General features: G+C 69.4%; 16 protein-coding genes. 7 read left to right on the top strand and 9 right to left on the bottom strand.

Annotation, left to right across the window (positions count from 1 at the left end; all coding sequences use genetic code 11):
* Positions 1 to 6: 6 nt before the first annotated feature.
* Together ACIA6A_RS15170 and rsgA are read right to left on the bottom strand one after the other, a co-directional pair.
* Entirely contained in the window at positions 7 to 1794 is a 1788-nt protein-coding gene (locus ACIA6A_RS15170) for a hypothetical protein (RefSeq protein ID WP_396098205.1), read from the bottom strand.
* A gap of 36 nt (positions 1795 to 1830) precedes the next feature.
* Positions 1831 to 2862, bottom strand: coding sequence for a ribosome small subunit-dependent GTPase A (gene rsgA / locus ACIA6A_RS15165; protein ID WP_396098203.1), 1032 nt, complete (start codon positions 2860 to 2862; stop codon positions 1831 to 1833).
* A gap of 138 nt (positions 2863 to 3000) precedes the next feature.
* On the opposite strand from rsgA, the gene ACIA6A_RS15160 reads away from it, so the two are divergent.
* Genes ACIA6A_RS15160 through ACIA6A_RS15150 form a run of 3 tightly spaced genes read left to right on the top strand, consistent with a single transcriptional unit; the run spans position 3001 to position 5002 of the window.
* A complete protein-coding gene (locus ACIA6A_RS15160) occupies positions 3001 to 3708 on the top strand; it encodes a maleylpyruvate isomerase family mycothiol-dependent enzyme (protein WP_396098202.1) in 708 nt (235 codons plus the stop codon).
* Between the two features lie 2 nt (positions 3709 to 3710).
* Positions 3711 to 4361, top strand: coding sequence for an MBL fold metallo-hydrolase (locus tag ACIA6A_RS15155; RefSeq protein ID WP_396098201.1), 651 nt, complete (start codon positions 3711 to 3713; stop codon positions 4359 to 4361).
* A gap of 17 nt (positions 4362 to 4378) precedes the next feature.
* Entirely contained in the window at positions 4379 to 5002 is a 624-nt protein-coding gene (locus ACIA6A_RS15150) for an ATP-dependent Clp protease proteolytic subunit (RefSeq protein ID WP_396098200.1), read from the top strand.
* A gap of 67 nt (positions 5003 to 5069) precedes the next feature.
* Here ACIA6A_RS15150 and ACIA6A_RS15145 read toward each other — a convergent pair whose 3' ends face one another.
* Both ACIA6A_RS15145 and ACIA6A_RS15140 read right to left on the bottom strand, forming a co-directional pair.
* Entirely contained in the window at positions 5070 to 5495 is a 426-nt protein-coding gene (locus tag ACIA6A_RS15145; RefSeq protein WP_396098199.1) for an uL11 family ribosomal protein, read from the bottom strand.
* A 192-nt stretch (positions 5496 to 5687) separates the two neighbouring features.
* Positions 5688 to 6515 (bottom strand): transglycosylase SLT domain-containing protein, encoded by an 828-nt coding sequence (locus ACIA6A_RS15140; RefSeq protein ID WP_396098198.1) that lies wholly within the window; start codon positions 6513 to 6515, stop codon positions 5688 to 5690.
* Between the two features lie 163 nt (positions 6516 to 6678).
* Here ACIA6A_RS15140 and typA point away from each other — a divergent pair, with 163 nt between their 5' ends.
* Positions 6679 to 8544, top strand: coding sequence for a translational GTPase TypA (gene typA, locus ACIA6A_RS15135; protein ID WP_396098197.1), 1866 nt, complete (start codon positions 6679 to 6681; stop codon positions 8542 to 8544).
* Between the two features lie 56 nt (positions 8545 to 8600).
* Here the strand turns inward: typA and ACIA6A_RS15130 are convergent, their stop codons facing one another.
* The 5 genes from ACIA6A_RS15130 to rpsA all read right to left on the bottom strand — a co-directional run bounded on the left by ACIA6A_RS15130 (position 8601) and on the right by rpsA (position 17251).
* Complete coding sequence (locus tag ACIA6A_RS15130) at positions 8601 to 9593, bottom strand: TerC family protein (protein WP_396098196.1); 993 nt, start codon at positions 9591 to 9593, stop codon at positions 8601 to 8603.
* A gap of 741 nt (positions 9594 to 10334) precedes the next feature.
* Positions 10335 to 10886, bottom strand: coding sequence for a GNAT family N-acetyltransferase (locus tag ACIA6A_RS15125; RefSeq protein WP_396098195.1), 552 nt, complete (start codon positions 10884 to 10886; stop codon positions 10335 to 10337).
* 1160 nt (positions 10887 to 12046) lie between these two features.
* Entirely contained in the window at positions 12047 to 14164 is a 2118-nt protein-coding gene (gene uvrB, locus ACIA6A_RS15120; RefSeq protein ID WP_396098194.1) for an excinuclease ABC subunit UvrB, read from the bottom strand.
* A gap of 207 nt (positions 14165 to 14371) precedes the next feature.
* Positions 14372 to 15568 (bottom strand): dephospho-CoA kinase, encoded by a 1197-nt coding sequence (coaE, locus tag ACIA6A_RS15115; RefSeq protein ID WP_396098193.1) that lies wholly within the window; start codon positions 15566 to 15568, stop codon positions 14372 to 14374.
* Positions 15569 to 15736: 168 nt separating this feature from the next.
* Complete coding sequence (gene rpsA, locus ACIA6A_RS15110; RefSeq protein WP_396098192.1) at positions 15737 to 17251, bottom strand: 30S ribosomal protein S1; 1515 nt, start codon at positions 17249 to 17251, stop codon at positions 15737 to 15739.
* A gap of 400 nt (positions 17252 to 17651) precedes the next feature.
* Between rpsA and ACIA6A_RS15105 the strand changes: the two genes are divergently transcribed.
* Genes ACIA6A_RS15105 through ACIA6A_RS15095 form a run of 3 tightly spaced genes read left to right on the top strand, consistent with a single transcriptional unit; the run spans position 17652 to position 19010 of the window.
* Positions 17652 to 18464 carry a class I SAM-dependent methyltransferase gene (locus tag ACIA6A_RS15105; RefSeq protein ID WP_396098550.1) on the top strand — a complete coding sequence of 271 codons (813 nt, stop codon included), beginning with the start codon at positions 17652 to 17654 and terminating at the stop codon, positions 18462 to 18464.
* A gap of 20 nt (positions 18465 to 18484) precedes the next feature.
* Complete coding sequence (locus ACIA6A_RS15100; RefSeq protein WP_396098191.1) at positions 18485 to 18688, top strand: DUF2945 domain-containing protein; 204 nt, start codon at positions 18485 to 18487, stop codon at positions 18686 to 18688.
* Positions 18681 to 19010 carry a DUF3140 domain-containing protein gene (locus ACIA6A_RS15095; protein WP_396098189.1) on the top strand — a complete coding sequence of 110 codons (330 nt, stop codon included), beginning with the start codon at positions 18681 to 18683 and terminating at the stop codon, positions 19008 to 19010. The genes ACIA6A_RS15100 and ACIA6A_RS15095 overlap by 8 nt, the downstream gene beginning before the upstream one ends.
* Positions 19011 to 19061 lie beyond the last annotated feature (51 nt).

Raw genomic sequence — 19061 nt, 5'->3', positions numbered from 1 at the left:
TTCCCGTCACCCGCCGGGGTGAACGAGCGGCCGGACGTCCCACATCTGGACGCCGCCGACCAGCTGCGGACCGGATCCGAGCAGGTCCGTGAGGACCGCCAGCAGCAGGTCGTGGTTCTTCGTGCGTGGCTCCAGGACCACCGCGGCGGCCCGCCAGTAGGTGAGGTCGGTGACCGCGGCCGTCCGGTCGGCGTCCGTGAGCACCGGCTTCCGACCGTACCTCTCCGCGCGGACCAGCAGGTCACTGGTGGGCCGCGGGGCGGCGTTCCACGAACCGGTGCGGTCGCCCGGCGGATTCTGCGGACCCATGAAATATCCGCGCGGCACCGGGTAGGCCAGGTTGGAGAGCGCGAACCAGCGCATGCCCTCCCGCCCGAACGTGACCTCGGGCACGGGCACGGTCAGCAGGGTGCTGCCCTCGGGGACGTACCGCTGCCACATCTGCTGCGCGATGAACGGCGGCAACGGGTCGGACGTGATCGCGGGCAACGGCTTGGGCAGCACCGGGACCAGGGCCAGGGCCAGACCGATCCAGAAAGCCGTACGCCGCCGGCGGGTGAGCGCCGGCACCCGGTCGACGGCCAGCGCGAGCAGCACCCCGATGATCGTGGAGGGCACCATCGCGAACCGGACGACGCTGACCAGGTCGACGATCGGCAGGTGCTGGATCAGCGCGAACGGCATCACGATGCCGGTGTCGTGCCCGGCCACCCGCAGCCGCGGCCCCAGCGACGCGACCAGCAGCGCGAACGCGGCGACGAACGCCGCCCGGGCGGCGAGGTTACGCCACAGCAGCACGGCGGCCACCACGAGCAGCACCACCATGGGCAGGCCCCAGAACGAGTCGTCCTCGGTCGGGCTGACGCCCAGGGTCCGGGCGATCGCGGCGTTGCCGGCCAGCGACTGCCGGGCGTACGCGCCGACGGCGGCCAGGTCGGTGACGAACCGGCCCGGCTCGAACGGCTGCCCGGCGTAGCTCTGCGGCCCGGTGAACTGGAACCACAGCGGGTAGGCCAGGAACACCAGCGCGGTGCCGGCGGCCACTGTCAGCCCCAGCAGGAAACGGGCGGCGGCCTCCCGTACGAGAGCGACGTCGAACGCGGCGTAGGCGGCGACGAACACCAGCAGGGCCATCGCGGTGAAGAGCAGGATCTCCTCGTTGAGAAAGACCTGCAGCACGATCAGCAGCCCCAGGACCACCCCGCCCCGCACGGCCCGGCCGGGCTCGCGCAGCCGCAGCACCTGCCACACGATGAACGGGACGAGGAACTGGGCGACGAAGTTCAGGTGCCCGTTGGCGTGCGACACCATCGCCGGGCAGAAGCCGCACCACAGTCCGCCGACCCAGGCGGCGAGCGGCGAGCGTACGAGATGCCGGGAGAGCAACCACCACCACGCCGCAGCCGTGCCGGCGAGGCTGAGGGTCAGCAGCAGCACCAGCGACAGGCCCGGGCCGAACACGTGGGTGACCGGCGCGAACGGCACGGTCAGCGCCAGCACCGACGTGTTCGCCATCAGGTTGACGCCGTCCGGCACGTTCATCCGGTCGGTGAACAGCGGGTTGTCACCGTGGAACAGCACCCGCTCGCCGTGCCCCAGCACGAACAGGAAGAAGCCGTAGTCGTCCTCGTTCGCCGAGAGCACCCGCCCGGCGGGGTTGATCCAGAGCTGACTCATCACCACCACGGCGAGAACCGGGTAGCTCAGCAGTGCCCACAGCCCCATCCGGCCGCGGTTTAGCTCCGGCACGCCGCCGGGACGTTCCGCGTCGATCGTCTCCTCGGCCGTGGGCACCCGGGCAGTTTGCCAGAGCCCGGTGTCACCCCGGTGTCACGTCCGGGGCCGGCGACGGTTGGTGGCGGCGAGCCGGGCGGCCTTGCGGCCGCTCTCGACGGCGACCTCATGGCTCAGTTTGCGCCAGTTCTCCCAGCGCCGGGCCGTGAGGGTGCCGTCCGCCAGCGCCTCGCGGACCGCGCAGCCCGGCTCGGCGCCGTGACCACAGTCACCGAACCGGCACCGGGCCACCACCTCGGCGACGTCCGCGAAGGCCCGTTCGAGCCCGCCACCGGTGTCGAGCAGACCCACCCCGCGGATGCCGGGGGTGTCCAGCACCGCACCGCCGCCGGGAATCGGGACGAGGTTGCGATAGGCGGTGGTGTGCCGCCCCTTGCCGTCCGCGCGCCGGATCTCCTGGATCCCCATCACGTCGGTGCCGGCGAGCGCGTTGACCAGGGAGGATTTGCCCGCACCGGACCGGCCCAGCAACGCGAGCGTGCGTCCGGGCGCGACGAACTCGCGCAGCTCGTCCAGGCCGGCTCCGGTACGGGCGCTGACCGGCAGGACGCGTACCCCCGGGGCTATGTCGCTGAGCTGGCGCGCGATCGCCCCGGGATCGCCCGCGGTGTCGCACTTGGACAGGACGACGATCGGTTGCGCCCCGGACTCCCAGGCCAGGGCCAGGAGGCGCTCGATCCGGCCGTCGTCCGGCGCCGGGTGCACCGGTTCGACAACCGCGACGGTGTCCATGTTGGCGGCCAGCATCTGGCCACGGGAGTCCTTGTCAGCGGTACGCCGTACGAGCGCGGTCCGCCGCGGCAGCACCAGATCGACGGTGGTCCGCCGGTCCGGCCAGCGCCGCAGCACCACCCAGTCGCCGGCACAGGGCAGGTCGGCCGGGTCGGCGGCGGCACTGATCAGCAGGTTGCCGGCGAGGCTGGCGCGGTGCACCCCGTCGGCGGCCAAAACGGTGCAGATCCCACGATCGGCACGCAGCACCCGCCCGGCGGCGGTGTCGGACCGGTCGAAGGGGCGATAGGCGGACGCGAGAGTGGCGTCCCAGCCCAGCGCGGGCAGTTCAGACATGAGCGATCCCCTGTGGTGATGAAGAAGCACGGCTTCCCTACCTCCTTCTCCGTTGTTCCCGACGCGTCTGCCCCGAACGGTACGGTCGGCGCCACCGCCGGGAAAGCGAATTCCGGCCGGGCGACTAGGGTCTGGGGGGTGACGATGGATCCGCTGGTCCTCATGACCGATGTCGATCAGGCGACGGAACGGCTGCTGAGCACCGCCGAGCGGCTGGAACCCGGCGCCCTGACCCGGGCGTCGCTGCTGCCCGGCTGGACGACCGGCCATGTGCTAACGCATGTCGCCCGCAACGCCGACGCCTACACCAACCTGCTGACCTGGGCCCGGACCGGCGTGCCGACACCCGCGTACCCGACGCCGACGGCCCGCGCGGAGGGCATCGAGGCCGGTCACGGCCGGCCGTTGAGCGAGCAGATCGCCGACGTCCGCGACGCCCACGAGCGGTTCGCGGACGCGGCGGCCGCCATGACCGCCGAGGCCTGGACGTTCCTGGTGCCCTCGATCGGCAAGTCCGCGGCGGCGGTGCCGTGGGCGCGGCTGCGCGAGGTGGAGGTGCACCACGTCGACCTGGACGCCGGCTACACCCCGGAGGACTGGTCGGACGCGTTCGCGCTGCGGCTGCTGCGCGAGGTCGCCACCGACGCCACGCCGGGGACGGCGCCGCTGATCCTGCGCCCCCAGGGCCTCGACCACCCGGTGACCCTGGGCGAGGTCACCGGCAGCACCCCGGTGATCGGTGGCCCGAGCCGGGCGATCGCCGCCTGGCTGACCGGCCGCGCGGACGGCGCCGGCCTGACCGTTGCCCCCGATGGGGAGCTCCCCGTACCCGCGAGATGGAAGTGACCATGACCTACACCGGAAACGTGAGCCGGGGCTCGGCGCCGGCGGTCCGTGAACTGACCGGGCTGTCCGTCACCAAGGTCTCGGTCGGCACCCTCGACAACAACGCCTACCTGCTGCGCAGCACCACCGACGGGACCCAGGTCCTCATCGACGCGGCCAACGACACCGCGACCCTGCTCGACCTGATCGGGGACGCCGGGCTGGCCGCGGTGATCACCACCCACCAGCACTACGACCACCACGGAGCGCTCGCCGACGTCGTCAAAGCAACCGGCGCCCGCTCCTACGCCGGTGCCGACGACGCGGAAGCGATCCCGGTGGTCACCGACCCGGTCCGTGACGGGGACACCATCGCGGTCGGCGACCGCACGCTCGAGGTGATCCACGTGGTGGGGCACACCCCGGGGTCGATCATCCTGCTGTACCGCGAACCGGACGGCATCGCCCACCTGTTCACCGGTGACAGCCTCTTCCCGGGCGGCGTCGGCGGCACCCGCGGCGAGCAGAACTTCACCTCGCTCATCGACGACGTCGAGGCCAAGGTCTTCGGCCGGCTCCCGGACGACACGTGGTTCTACCCGGGCCACGGCAACGACTCCACCCTCGGCGCGGAACGCCCCCACCTGGCGGAGTGGCGCGCTCGCGGCTGGTGATACGTACAGTCGGGAAGATGGACATGCATCACGACCCGATGCGCTGGCAGCCGGGGCAGCCGTCGCCCGATTCCTGGCCGCCCGGCAGCCCCGGCGGGGCCGGTCCCGGCGTCCCCGGCTGGCTGGAGGAACGCCTCTTCGACCAGCGGATCGTGATGATCCGGGGCCCGCTGACCACGCACACCGCCTCGGGCACGGCCGCGGCGCTGCTCACCCTCGACGCCGCCGGCCCGGAGCCGGTGCAGCTGCACGTGTCGAGCTCCGGCGGTGACCTCAACGCGGCCCACGCGGTCCTCGACGTGATCGACGCGATGACCGCCCCGGTCCACGCGCTGGTGACCTCCGAGGCCGGCGGTGCGGTCCTGGCCGTGCTGGCCGCCGCCCGGAAACGATCGGCATACCGGCACGCCCGGTTCCGGCTGGTGGAACCCCGGGCGGCCGGCGTCACGGGTACGGCCGACGAGGTCGCCCGCGCCGCCGGGCAGCACCTGCGGGAGCTGGAGGAGGTCATCCTGCGTCTCGTCGAGGTGACCGGGCAGACCCGCAGCCGGGTCGAGGACGACCTGTCGACCGGTCGCAGCCTGTCCGCCGAGGAGGCCAGGGAGTACGGCCTGATCGACGACATCGTCGGCAAAGCCTGAGCTCTTGCCCACCAATGCCGACGGCGCGGCTCCCCGTGGGGAACCGCGCCGTCGGTGAAGTACTGGGTTACTCGGCGACCTTGACGCCCATGGAGCGCGCGGTGCCGGCGACGACCTTGATAGCGGCGTCGAGGTCGTTCGCGTTCAGGTCGGGGCGCTTGCGCTCCGCGATGCTCGTGATCTGTTCGGTGCTCAGCGTGCCCACCGTCTGGGTCAGCGGGTTGGACGCGCCCGACTGGATGCCCAAAGCCTTGCGGATCAGGGAGCTCGTCGGCGGCGTCTTGTAGATCAGCGAGTGCGAGCGGTCCTCGTAGACGCTGACGACGACCGGGATGATCTCGCCACGGTTCTTCGACGTCGCCTCGTCGTACTCGACCTTGACGGCGCGCATGTTGGCGCCCGTCGGGCCGAGCATCTTACCGAGGTCCACCATCGCGGCGTTACCCGCCTCAAGCGCGAGGGTTACCTCATGGGTCTTTTTCTTGGGCGGCATTACGCAAAGCTCCTTAGTGTGTGCTGCACGGGCCAAATTCAGGAGCTCGCCAGCATCTCAACGCGCGACAACCCCGAGACTCTACTAACGCGCTGGTTCATGGGTCAAAAAACATGGAGCGGCGCAGCATAGGCTCAGGTTCGCCCACCAGCATAGCTCGCCCCACTGACCGCGTCCGACCCGGCCCAGGGGTCAGTACTTGTCGCAGAAGCAGGACGTCATCAGCGAACGGACGCTGTCGACATACCCCGGGTTGGGGATCTCCTTGTCCTCGTACGCGGCGTCGACCGCCCCGCGGCCCATGTTGTAACCCGCGATGACCATGTTCAGCAGACACGGGCTGGCGTGGGTCCGGCACTTCTTGGCACTCAGGTCGTAGGACCCTTTGAAGTGCGTGTCGCCGAACGCCTTCGTGAGCCAGGCGAGGTAGTTGGCCCCGAGCACCGCGTTCTGCTTGTAGTCCGTCGCGTCGTAGGACTGCTCGAAGCGCTGGTTGATGAACGCCTCGGTGTCCGGCATCACCTGCATCAGGCCATGACCACCGTCACAGTTGACGACGTTCGAGGTCCAGCCGCTCTCGTGCCAGGCCGTGGCGATCACCAGCCGGCCCGGCACCGTGAGCCCGGGCGCCGACCCGGGCCAGTACCGCCTGGCCGCCGCGGCCTTCAGCGCCGCCTTGGCCTTGGCCTTCGAGACCGCCTTGCCCTCGTAGTGCGCGCACTCCGGCAGCTGGAAGTTGTTCGGGTCCTCGGTCGGCGTGGCCGAGGTCCGGGACGGTTTCGGCTTCGCTTTCGCCTTCTTCGTCTTCGTCGACGCGGAAGGCGACGGCGACTCCGTCTCGACGGCCGACTCGGCGGTAGGCGCCTCGGACGCCGGCGCCTCGGACGCCGGCACCTCGGACGTCTGCGTGGGCACGGCCGCGACCGGGACGGGCTGGGCGTCGTTCCCGCCCAGGCCACACCCACCGGCCACGATCAGGGCCACCACCCCACCGGCGAACCAGGACAACCTGCGATCCATCGAGGGACCCCTCTCACGTTCGCCCGGCGGGATGCCCGAACGCTAGCAGCGCGACGACACCGTAGCCGCCCGGCAAAAGGGACGTAAAGGACGCCTGCCGCAACCGGTTCCGGCGATGGACCCCGGGGCGGCGACAGCAACCAAGACCGGGGACAATGGTGGTATGCAGACCCGCACCGACCTACGCAACGTCGCCATCATCGCCCACGTGGACCATGGCAAAACGACCCTGGTGGACGCCATGCTGCGGCAGGGTGGCCAGATCCACGCCCGCGGCGAGATGGCCGACCGCGCCATGGACTCTGGGGATCTTGAGCGCGAAAAGGGCATCACCATTCTCGCCAAGAACACGGCGATCAGTTACCAGCCGGAGTCCGGCGAGCCCGTCACCATCAACATCATCGACACTCCCGGCCACGCCGACTTCGGCGGTGAGGTCGAGCGCGGCCTCACCATGGTCGACGGCGTCGCGCTGCTCGTCGACGCGTCCGAGGGCCCGCTGCCGCAGACCCGCTTCGTGCTGCGCAAGGCGCTCGCCGCCAAGCTGCCGATCATCCTGATCATCAACAAGGTCGACCGTCCCGACGCCCGGATCAAAGAGGTCGTCGACGATACGTACGCCCTCTTCTTCGACCTGGACGCCGACGAGTCGCAGATCGAGTTCCCGATCGTCTACGCGTGCGCCCGCGACGGCGTCGCGTCGCTGACCCAGCCCAAGGACGGCACCGTCCCCGAGGACGCCACCGACCTGCAGGCGCTGTTCAGCACGATCCTCGAGACCATCCCGGCCCCGACCTACACCGAGGGCGCGCCGCTGCAGGCCCACGTCGTCAACCTCGACGCCTCGCCGTTCCTCGGCCGGCTCGCGCTCTGCCGCGTGCACGAGGGCACGATCCGCAAGGGCCAGACCGTGGCCTGGTGCAAGACCGACGGCACGGTCAGCAACGTGCGCATCTCCGAGCTGCTGATCACCGAGGGCCTCGAGCGCAAGCCCGCCGAGAGCGCCGGCCCCGGCGACATCATGGCCATCGCCGGCATCTCCGACATCATGATCGGTGAGACGCTCGCCGACCCGGAGAACCCGATCCCGCTGCCGCTGATCACCGTCGACGAGCCGGCCATCTCGATGGTCCTCGGCACCAACACCTCACCGCTGGTCGGCAAGGTCAAGGGCGCCAAGGTCACCGCCCGGATGGTCAAGGACCGCCTCGACAAGGAACTCATCGGCAACGTCTCGCTGCGGATCCTCAACACCGAGCGGCCCGACGCCTGGGAGGTCCAGGGCCGTGGTGAGCTCGCCCTCGCCATCCTGGTCGAGCAGATGCGCCGCGAGTCCTACGAGCTGACCGTCGGCAAGCCCCAGGTGGTCACCAAGACCATCGACGGCAAGGTCCACGAGCCGGTCGAGCGCCTCACCATCGACGCCCCCGACGAGTTCATGGGCGCCATCACCACGCTGCTGTCCACCCGCAAGGGCCGGATGGAAGAGCTGATCAACCACGGCACCGGCTGGCTCCGCATGGAGTGGCTCGTCCCGGCCCGTGGCCTCATCGGTTTCCGGACGGAATTCCTCACGGAGACCCGCGGCACCGGCATCATGCACCATCTGTTCGAGTCCTACGAGCCGTGGTACGGCGAGCTCCGCACCCGCCAGAACGGCTCGCTGGTCGCCGACCGCGCTGGCGTGGTCACCGGATTCGCCATGATCAACCTGCAGGAGCGCGGCCAGCTCTTCGTCGAGCCGACCACCGAGGTCTACGAAGGCATGATCGTCGGCGAGAACTCCCGCGAGGACGACATGGACGTCAACATCACCAAGGAGAAGAAGCTCACCAACATGCGGGCCGCGAGCGCGGACAACACCGAAAAGGTGATCCCGCCGCGCAAGCTGTCCCTGGAGCAGTCCCTCGAGTTCTGCCGCGAGGACGAGTGCGTCGAGGTGACCCCGTCCGCGATCCGGATCCGCAAGGTCGTCCTCGACCAGCAGACCCGCGGCCGGGCGGCTTCCCGCCGCAAGCACCAGGGCTAGAAGCAGACAAAAACGCTCCCCGGGTACGCGTACCCGGGGAGCGTTTTTGTGTCCTGTCAGAAGTTGATCAGCTCTTTCTTGCGGTCCCGTGACGTCTTGATCAGGCTCGCGGCGGTGGCGACCCCGAGCGTGCCCAGGATCACGAGCAGCGACAGCCAGATCGGGATCTCCGGCGCCCAGTGCACCCCGTGCCCGCCGTTGATGAAGCCCAGCGTGTTGGTGTGCAACGCCTCGAGGAACAGCTTCACACCGATGAACGCGAGCACGAACGACAGCCCGATGTTCAGGTAGACCAGGCGTTCGAGCAGGCCACCGAGCAGGAAGTAGAGCTGCCGCAGGCCCATCAGCGCGAACACGTTCGCGGTGAAGACCAGGTAGGGCTCCTTGGTGATACCGAAGATCGCCGGGATCGAGTCGAGCGCGAAGATCAGGTCGGTGGTCCCGATCGCGATCATCACGATGAGCATCGGCGTGAACAGCCGCTTGCCGGTCTCGCTGACCACCGTCATCTTGCCGCTGTCGAACGAACTGGAGATCGGGAAGAGCCGCTTGGCCCAGCGGATGAGGATGTTCTCGGTGAACTCCTCCTCCTCGTCGCCGTTCTTCAGCAGCGTGATCGCGGTATAGACCAGGAACGCGCCGAACAGGTAGAACACCCACGAGAACTGCTGGATCAACGCGGCCCCGGCGGCGATGAACGCACCCCGCATGATCAGCGCCAGCACGATCCCGATCAGCAGCACCTTCTGCTGGAACTGCCGGGGCACGCTGAACCGGGCCATAATGATCATGAAAATGAACAGGTTGTCGACGCTCAGCGAATACTCGGTGAGCCATCCGGTGTAGAACTCGCCGGCCGGCTGCCCACCCGCGACCAGCCACACCCCGAGACCGAACACCAGGGCGAGCGCGACATAGAAGGCGACCCAGCCGCCGGCTTCTTTCATGGAGGGCTCGTGGGGCCGTCGCCCGACGATCAGCAGATCGACGGCGAGCATGATCGCAAGAGCACCGAGGGTGGCGATCCAGACCCAGGCAGACACGTTCAACAAGAACCTCCGGCAGACACGGGGCACCATCGCGAGGTCCGGGGAGAACGGCGCGACGATGTGCGACTGTCGGAGGTCTCTTCCGCTCTTGCCCGGCGGACAAGAACCACCGGCCCCGGGCGCATCCTCTCGAATGCAGACCGTGCTGACGAGACCGGCACGGGGGAATACTCCCCTCCTACAGAAACCATTGTGTCGCATCGCGTCCCGAAGTGACACATGCCCCCAGCCAACCGTGTCCGGGCTCTCTCCGCCAGCACTTCCCAAACCGGACTCAGCCCAGGTCGAAGGTGCTAACTGGCTGCTTGCGGGGTCGCACCCTGCCACCATCCCCGCAGCCTGCGCGGCCATCCGTACCTGCCGACGGACAGCCGGCCTCACGCTGCGGCATCACAGCAATCCCACCACGCACGGCAATGCCACCCGGACCGCCCGGTAACGATGAGTAACAACACCCCCTTCAGAGCATCCTAGGAGGCTAGGCGGTTTGCTCTTGATCAGATCGGCGGCCCGCCCTTGAGCTCGATGCCCGCTCTCGCGAGCCAATACCCCAGCCCCTTGCCCTCAGGCCCCCCACCGGGGCAACACCTCCACTCCTGAGCCCGGCTCGCCCCTTCGCATCACCCCTTCGCCCAGCGCCTCATTCCTGAGCCCAGTGCCTCGCCCCCTGCTCTCGGTCCGGTGCCTCACTCAGCGGGACCGGCGCCGCGCACTCGCCCTGAAGGCCGGCTTTTCAACCCCTCAGACCGACGCGAACCGGGCACGCTGGCCGCGATGCGCAAATCCCAGCCGCCGATACAAACTCACGGCCGGGTTATCAACATTGACATCAAGCCATGCCTCATCCGCACCCGCGGCCCGCATCCGCCGCAAGGTCTCCGTCACCAGAGCCGCCCCGAGCCCCCGCCCCCGGGCCGCCGGAATTACCCCGACCTGAACGATCCACCCGTCCGCGGCAGTCACGAACCCGGCATCCCCCACACCAGGAAGCACCGCAAGCACGCACCACTCGGGCCGGAACTCATCGTCCTCGACCAGATCCGAGATCCACTCCTGCGCGGACCACCCCGGAAACCCCGGACGCTCCCGGAAAGCGGCCTCATAGACCGAGAAGAACCGCCCGGCAGTCGCCCCCGACCAAGCCGCCAGGTCAACATGGCCAGCCCAACCCCCATCCGGTACGCCGGCAGCCACGTCGCACCGCATTACATCCTCGGCAAACACCCGCCGAAGCCCCCGGGCGGCAAAGAGTTCGGTCGCCCCCGGCGTGACCGACTCGGTCTCTACCGTCACACCCCCACCGAACCGGCCGGCCGTCCGCAGCCCCCAGTCCACCAGGTGCCCACCCAGCCCCCTACCCCGAGCGACCGGGTCGACCAGCCCCACAAAAATCGCCCCACCACCCGCGGGCCGAACGGCACCGGCAGCAACGAGCCGGCCAGCCTGCGACCGGCCCCGCACATCCAGCACGCCCTCCCCCGTCCACCGAGATCTCACAAATCCAGGATCGGCGGCCAGCGGAAGCCCACCATCAGCGGCAAGACACCGCGCGGCCAGGCCGACAAGCTCAGCAAAATCCCCCGGCGAACCACCGGCCCAGGAAACAGTTCCCAGAGAAGTCACGGCCGCCAGCGTAATAATCCCCACCCTGATCCCCCACCGACTTTCCCCAGCCACCCACCAGCCCGCGCCCGGCAGCTGTGACCCCGGTAAGCACTCAGCCCAGAAAACAGCGTGCAACCGACAAATCGCCGATCGATGCCGACCCCCGACCGGCCAACGATGGGTAGAACAGTGCGAAGCAGGGAGGGGCGGAACAGGGCAGGTGAGCCCTCCCCGCCCGAGCGGGCAGGGCAGGGCCGGCCGTCGGACGCAGCGCAAGCCGGGCCAGCAGGGCAGGCCAGGCCAGAACGGGCCACGCGAGCCGCGCAGCGCAAGCCGGGCCAGCAAAGCCGGGCCAGCAAAGCCGGGCCGAGCCGAGCCGGGCCAAGGCGAGCCGAGCCGGGCCAAGGCGAGCCGAGCCGGGCCAAGGCGAGCCGAGCCGGGCCAAGGCGAGCCGAGCCGGGCCGGGCCGAGGCGGGCCGGGCCGGGCCGGGCCGAGCCGAGCCAGGCCGGGCCGGGCCGAGCCAGGCCGAACAGGCATAGCGGTCCGGCACCGGCGGCGCGAGCAGGGCTGGCAGGGAAGGCCGGACGGCACGAGCAGGGCCGGGCCGGGTAGTGCGAGCAGGGCAGAGCGGGCCGGGACGGCACGAGCAGGGCCGGGCCGGGCCGGGTAGTGCGAGCAGGGCAGAGCGGGCCGGGACGGCACGAGCAGGGCCGGGCCGGATAGTGCGAGCAGGGCAGAGCGGGCCGGGACAAGCAAGGCGAGCCAGGACGTAGGCCAGCGCCATTGGCCTGGCCCGATCCCACCGCGGGGTGAGTGCGGTGGGAGCGGCAGACGGGTTGGGCTGGGGTCAGCGGACGCCGGCTACGTCCATGCCTCGGAGTTCTTTTTTGAGCTCGGAGACCTCGTCGCGGATGCGGGCTGCCAGCTCGAACTGGAGCTCTCGGGCTGCTGCCAGCATCTGGTCGTTGAGGTCCTGGATCAGCTGGGCCAGTTCCGCGCGGGCCATGCCTTCGCGGGCCGGGGTGGTGGAGGCCCGGGACCGGGAGCGGGTTTCGGGGACCGGGCCCTTGCCGCGGGACATCTGGCGGCCGCCTCCGCCCACGACGTTGCCGCCGACCACGGCGTCGGTGTCCTCGGCCTCTTTGTAGATGTCGTCGAGGATGTCGTGGATCTTTTTGCGCAGGGGCTCGGGGCTGATGCCGTTGGCCTTGTTGTGGGCGACCTGCTTGGCCCGGCGGCGGTCGGTCTCCTCGATGGCGGCGGTCATGGACGGGGTCATCTTGTCCGCGTACATGTGGACCTCGCCCGAGACGTTACGGGCGGCCCGGCCGATGGTCTGGATGAGGGAGCGGGCGCTGCGGAGGAAGCCCTCCTTGTCCGCGTCGAGGATGGCGACCAGGGAGACCTCGGGCAGGTCGAGGCCCTCGCGGAGCAGGTTGATGCCGACCAGGACGTCGTAATCGCCCTTGCGGAGCTCCTTGAGCAGCTCGACGCGGCGCAGGGTGTCCACCTCGGAGTGCAGGTAGCGGACCCGGATGCCGTTCTCGAGGAGGTAGTCGGTCAGGTCCTCGGACATCTTCTTGGTGAGGGTGGTCACCAGGACTCGCTCGTCCTTGTCCGTCCGCAGCTTGATCTCGTGCATGAGGTCGTCGATCTGGCCCTTGGTGGGCTTGACCACGACCTGGGGGTCGACGAGGCCGGTGGGGCGGATGACCTGCTCGACGAACTCGCCCTGGGCCTCGCCCATCTCCCAGGGGCCGGGGGTCGCGGACAGGAACACCATCTGGCCGACGCGTTCGAGGAACTCGTCGAAGCGCAGCGGGCGGTTGTCGGCGGCGCTGGGCAGGCGGAAGCCGTGCTCGATGAGGATGCGCTTGCGGGAGGCGTCGCCTTCGTACATCCCGCCGATCTGCGGGATGGTCACGTGGGACTCGTCGATGACGGTGACGAAGTCGTCCGGGAAGTAGTCGAGCAGGGTGTACGCCGGGTCGCCGGGGTTACGGCCGTCCATGTGCATCGAATAGTTCTCGATGCCGTTGCAGAAGCCGACCTGCCGCATCATCTCGATGTCGTAGGTGGTGCGCATCCGCAGCCGCTGAGCCTCCAGCAGCTTGCCCTGGCGTTCGAACTCGGCCAGCCGCTCGGCGAGCTCGACCTCGATCTGGCCGATGGCGCGTTCCATCCGCTCCGGACCGGCCGCATAGTGGGTCGCGGGGAAGATGACCAGCTCGTCCACCTCACGGACGATCTCGCCGGTGAGCGGGTGCAGGTAGTAGAGCTTCTCGATCTCGTCGCCGAAGAGCTCCACGCGCACGGCCAGTTCTTCGTACGCCGGGATGATCTCGAGGGTGTCGCCCCGGACCCGGAACGTGCCGCGCTGGAACGCCATGTCGTTGCGGGAGTACTGGATGTCGACCAGCCGGCGCAACAGCTTGTCGCGGTCGACCTCGCCGCCGACCTTCACCCGGACGGCGCGTTCGAGGTATTCCTGCGGGGTGCCCAGGCCGTAGATCGCGGACACGGTGGCGACCACGATGACGTCGCGGCGGGTGAGCAGCGACATGGTGGCCGAGTGCCGAAGCCGCTCGACCTCCTCGTTGACCGACGAGTCCTTCTCGATGTACGTGTCGGTCTGGGCGATGTACGCCTCGGGCTGGTAGTAGTCGTAGTAGCTGACGAAGTATTCGACGGCGTTATGCGGCATGAGCTCGCGGAACTCCTTGGCGAGCTGCGCGCACAGGGTCTTGTTGGGCGCGAGGACGAGCGCGGGCCGCTGCAGCTTCTCGATGAGCCACGCGGTCGTCGCGCTCTTGCCGGTGCCGGTCGCGCCGAGCAGGACCGTGTTGCGATCGCCGCGGCGCACCCGGCGCTCCAGCTCGGCGATGGCCGTGGGCTGGTCACCGGCCGGCTGGTAGTCGCTGACGACCTGGAAAGTGCCGTCGAGTCGTGGGATGTCGAGCGCCATGGACCTACCGTACGTCGGGGGTACGACAAGTTTCGGCGGCGGCGTTCGGCGGGTGCACATTCGGTCCGGCGCCACCGTCGGGTGCCGACGGGCGGGACCGGACCGCAGCCTCGGCACACGCCACGCCGAGAGCGCCGACCGGCCGTCCGGCAGCTGGGAACCTCGGCGCGCACAGTGGCAGGGGAAACGTCGGCGCCGCTGAGTGGCTCAGGAGGCCGGCGGACTCCAGCCGGTCGCCACGGCCCACTCGTGCGCCGCCGTGGCCTCGGCGTCGAACCAGGGCTCCTTCGCCTCCGCGTAGCCGGCCACGTCCCCGTGCTCGGCCGCCCAGCGTAACTTCGACGCCGCGTACTCGTCGCGGGCCGCGGGGACGGCGCGCAGGTGGTCGCGCATGAGGAGGGCGAAACGCCAGCCCGGGGAGCCGTTCACCCGTACGTGCAGGTTGACGGACCGGCCCGGGTCGGCGCTGCCGTGGAACCGCTTGGGCCAGGTCTTGCCGGGGACGCCGCGGGCGTTGTCGGCCCATTCTCCCTGACGTCGCGGCAGACCGGCCGCGGCCAGGGTGCCGGCGATCTTGTCCGCCTCGTCCAGGGTCGCGACGGTGAGCATCAGGTCGATCAGGTCCTTCGCCGGGAGACCGGGCACGGCGGTCGAGCCGATGTGCGCGATGCCGGCCGCGCCGATCGAAGGCCTGAGCGCGTGGCTGATCCGGGCGATCAGCCGGGCCGCCTGTGCCGGCCATTCCGGGTCCGGCTCCGCGACCCGCAGGATCTTGTCGGCCGGGGCATGCCTGCGGAGACCGAGATTCCTCTCGTACGGCCGGAGCCGCTCGCGCCACAGCCGATCGACCTGTGATTCCAGCTCGGCCCGGGTGCCGTTGTTCACCAGGACCACGTCGGCGGCGGCGCGGCGGTCGTCGTCACCGGCCTGGGCGGCGATCCGGGCGGCGGCCTGGTCCTCGGGCATGCCACGCGTCGCGGCGAGGCGGGCGATCCGGGTGGCGGCGTCGGCCTGGACGACGACGACCAGGTGATAGGTCGGGGCGAGCCCGGTCTCCACGAGCAGCGGGACGTCGTTGACCACGATCGCCCCGGCCGGGGCGGCGGCGGTCAGTTCGGCCGTACGGGCGCGGACCCGGGGGTGGATGATCTCCTCGAGCCGGCGGCGGGCGCCGTCGTCACCGAAGACGAGGGCGCCGAGCGCGGGGCGGTCGAGCTCGCCGTCCGCGCCGAGCACCCCCGGCCCGAACGCCTCGACCACCGCGGCCAGGCCGTCGGTGCCGGCGGCGACGACCTCGCGGGCCAGTTTGTCGGCGTCGACGATGACGGCACCGAGATGCCGCAGCCGTCGCGCGACGGCACTTTTGCCGGCACCGATCCCGCCGGTCAACCCCACCTTGAGCACGCGCCCAGTATCCACCCCGGTCAACCCATGAAAAAGCCGCCCACCGGGCACCGGAGTGCGGGGTGGGCGGCTCTTGGGGTCCCGTCGCGGCCTGGCGTCCCAGGCCGGAGCGAGGTGCTCCCGCTCCCCGGCGGTGAGGCCGGGGGGCGGAAGCGGTGGATCAGATGATCACTTGCCGCCGGCGAGCTTCTCGCGCAGAGCGGCGAGAGCCTCATCGGTGGCCAGCGTGCCGGCCGGCTCCTCGTTCGAGCGCGCCGGAGCGGACGAGCTCGTGGAGGAGGAGGTCGACGTCGAGGACGACGACGTGGTGACGGCACCGACAGGCTGCGGGTTGAGCGCGGCCTCGGCGTCGGCGTCGCGGGACGCCTGCACCTGCTTGGTGTGGGCCTCCCAGCGCTCGCGGGCGTCGGCGTACTGCTTCTCCCACGTCTCGCGCTGCTTGTCGAAGCCCTCGAGCCACTCGCCCGTCTCGGGGTCGAAGCCCTCCGGGTAGATGTAGTTGCCCTCGTTGTCGTACGTGGCAGCCATGCCGTAGAGGGTGGGGTCGAAGTGCTCCTCGCCCTCGACGAAGCCCTCGTTGGCCTGCTTGAGCGACAGCGAGATCCGGCGACGCTCGAGGTCGATGTCGATGACCTTGACGAGGACGTCGGAACCGACCTGGACGACCTGCTCCGGCAGCTCGACGTGACGCTCGGCCAGCTCGGAGATGTGCACCAGGCCCTCGATGCCGTCGTCCACGCGGACGAACGCACCGAACGGAACCAGCTTGGTGACCTTACCCGGGACGATCTGGTTGATCGCGTGGGTGCGGGCGAACTGGCGCCACGGGTCTTCCTGGGTCGCCTTCAGCGACAGCGAGACGCGCTCGCGGTCCAGGTCGACGTCCAGGACCTCGACCTCGACCTCCTGGCCGACCTCGACGACCTCGGACGGGTGGTCGATGTGCTTCCAGGAGAGCTCGGAGACGTGCACGAGGCCGTCCACGCCACCCAGGTCCACGAAGGCACCGAAGTTGACGATGGAGGACACGACGCCCTTGCGGACCTGGCCCTTCTGGAGCTTGTTGAGGAACTCGGTGCGGACCTCGGACTGGGTCTGCTCGAGCCACGCACGGCGGGACAGGACCACGTTGTTGCGGTTCTTGTCCAGCTCGATGATCTTGGCTTCGAGCTCACGGCCCACGTACGGCTGGAGGTCGCGCACACGACGCATCTCCACCAGGGAGGCGGGGAGGAAGCCACGCAGGCCGATGTCGAGGATGAGGCCACCCTTGACGACCTCGATGACGGAGCCGCGAACGACGCCGTCGTCCTCCTTGATCTTCTCGATGGTGCCCCAAGCGCGCTCGTACTGCGCGCGCTTCTTCGAGAGGATCAGGCGACCTTCCTTGTCCTCCTTAGTGAGGACGAGGGCTTCGATGTGGTCACCGACCGACACCACTTCCGCGGGGTCCACGTCGTGCTTGATCGACAACTCGCGCGAGGGGATGACGCCCTCGGTCTTGTAGCCGATGTCGAGCAGGACCTCGTCCCGATCGACCTTGACGACGGTGCCTTCGACAATATCGCCGTCGTTGAAGTACTTGATGGTCTCGTCGATGGCTGCGAGGAAAGCTTCCTCCGAGCCAAGATCGTCGATAGTGACCCTGTTGGCGCTCGAGGTGGCCTCGATGCTGCTCGTCATGTGGACTGTTGCTCCGAACGGATGGTTTCGTGGTGTCAGCGCGGCCGCGGAACTGGCGACGGGCGCAGCACGAACATCCGGTGACCTGGGCAAACGACCCATGGCCAAGCGAGCAGAATCATGCTGGGACCGACGACTTGCGGAACCTGCTCCCTGCCGAGGCACACGATTCCGCGAGCGCATCGACTAGCTTACCGTGCGCATTACCACAGGTTGCAAGGCCTCCTGAGGACCGAACCAGATTGGTCCCCCAAAACCCGCCATCAAGGCTGTTTTGTGCCACTTCAGGCTCACCTGCCGCTTGTTGATCTTAACCGAACCGCGGCCACCGGTCGATCCCCTCGCCCTCGGGGCCCGTCCGTGGAGGCGGGCCGCGCTCTGGCCGTACCGTTGCGTCGTGATCGAAGAGCAACCGACCGGACAGGCCGCCACGCTGCGCCGCACCGTGACCGACGACGAGAGCCGCGTCGCCAGCCGGCACTGGTGGGACCTCGACGCGGACGACTACCAGGAGGAACACGGCGCCTTCCTGGGTGATGTCGATTTCATCTGGTGCCCGGAAGGCGTCCGCGAGGCCGACGTCCACCTTCTGGGTGACGTCCGCGGCAAGCGGGTGCTCGAACTCGGGTGCGGAGCGGCCGCGGCGGCCCGCTGGCTCGACGGGCAGGGCGCCGACGTGATCGCGATGGACCTCAGCGGGGGGATGCTGCGCCAGGCGCAGCAGGCCGCGGACCGTTCGGGGGTACGGGTACCGCTCGTGCAGGCCGACGCGTTGGCCCTCCCGTTCGCGACCTCGTCCTTCGACACCGTGTGCACGGCCTTCGGCGCCATCCCGTTCGTGGCGGACTCGGGCGAGCTGATGAACGAGGTCGCCCGCGTCCTGCGCCCGGGAGGCACGTGGGTCTTCTCGATCACCCACCCCATGAGGTGGGTCTTCCTCGACGAACCGGGCAAGGAAGGACTCCTCGCGGTCCACCCCTACTTCGACCGCCGCCCGTACGTGGAGCAGGACGAGGACGGCGTCCCCACGTACGTGGAGCAGCACCGCACCCTGGGCGACCGGATCCGCGAGGTGGTGGCGGCGGGCTTCGTCCTCACCGACCTGATCGAACCGGAATGGCCCCCGGGGCACGAACAGATCTGGGGCCAGTGGAGCCCGCTGCGCGGCCGGCTCTTCCCGGGCACCGCGATCTTCGTCTGTTATCTCCCCTGACCTGGGGGTATTCCCCAGCCATGAGTCTTGAGAAAGGTGACAAGGTCACCTGGAACAGCCACGGTCACAAGGTCCACGGAACGGTGGAGAAAAAGGTCACCTCGCACACGGAGGAGGCGGGCCGGACCGTCAAGGCCTCCCCGGACGAACCCCAGTTCAAGGTCAAGAGCGACAAGACCGGGGGTACGGCGGTCCACAAGCCGGAGGCGCTCCACCATGACTGACGACGTCCACGCCCCGTTCCGCGAGGCGGTGAACATGACCGCCGCGGAGCTCTCGAAGTGGCTGGAAACCGGCGAGTCCCGCGACGTCGGCCAGAAACCGGCGTCCGGCGGAGAATCGGTGGGCCACGACAGCGGCCGGAAGATCATCAAGATCCTGCACACCAGGAAGGCGGACCTGACAGACGCGGATGAGGCTCATATGCGCAAGGTGACCGGGTACGTCCACCGGCACCTGGCCCAGCGCCCGTCCGGAGACGTCACGGACACGGCCTGGCGGTATTCCCTCATGAACTGGGGACACGACCCGCTGAAGAAGAAGTAGGGCGCTCTCTCGCCGCCGCGCCGGGGTCCGCCAACCCCTCTGCGACGTCAC

It is taken from the genome of Actinoplanes sp. NPDC051494, assembly GCF_044454705.1.
Classification (GTDB): domain Bacteria; phylum Actinomycetota; class Actinomycetes; order Mycobacteriales; family Micromonosporaceae; genus Actinoplanes.
The sequence above is the reverse complement of the archived record's forward strand: the minus strand, read 5'-3'. Positions and strand labels throughout refer to the sequence as shown.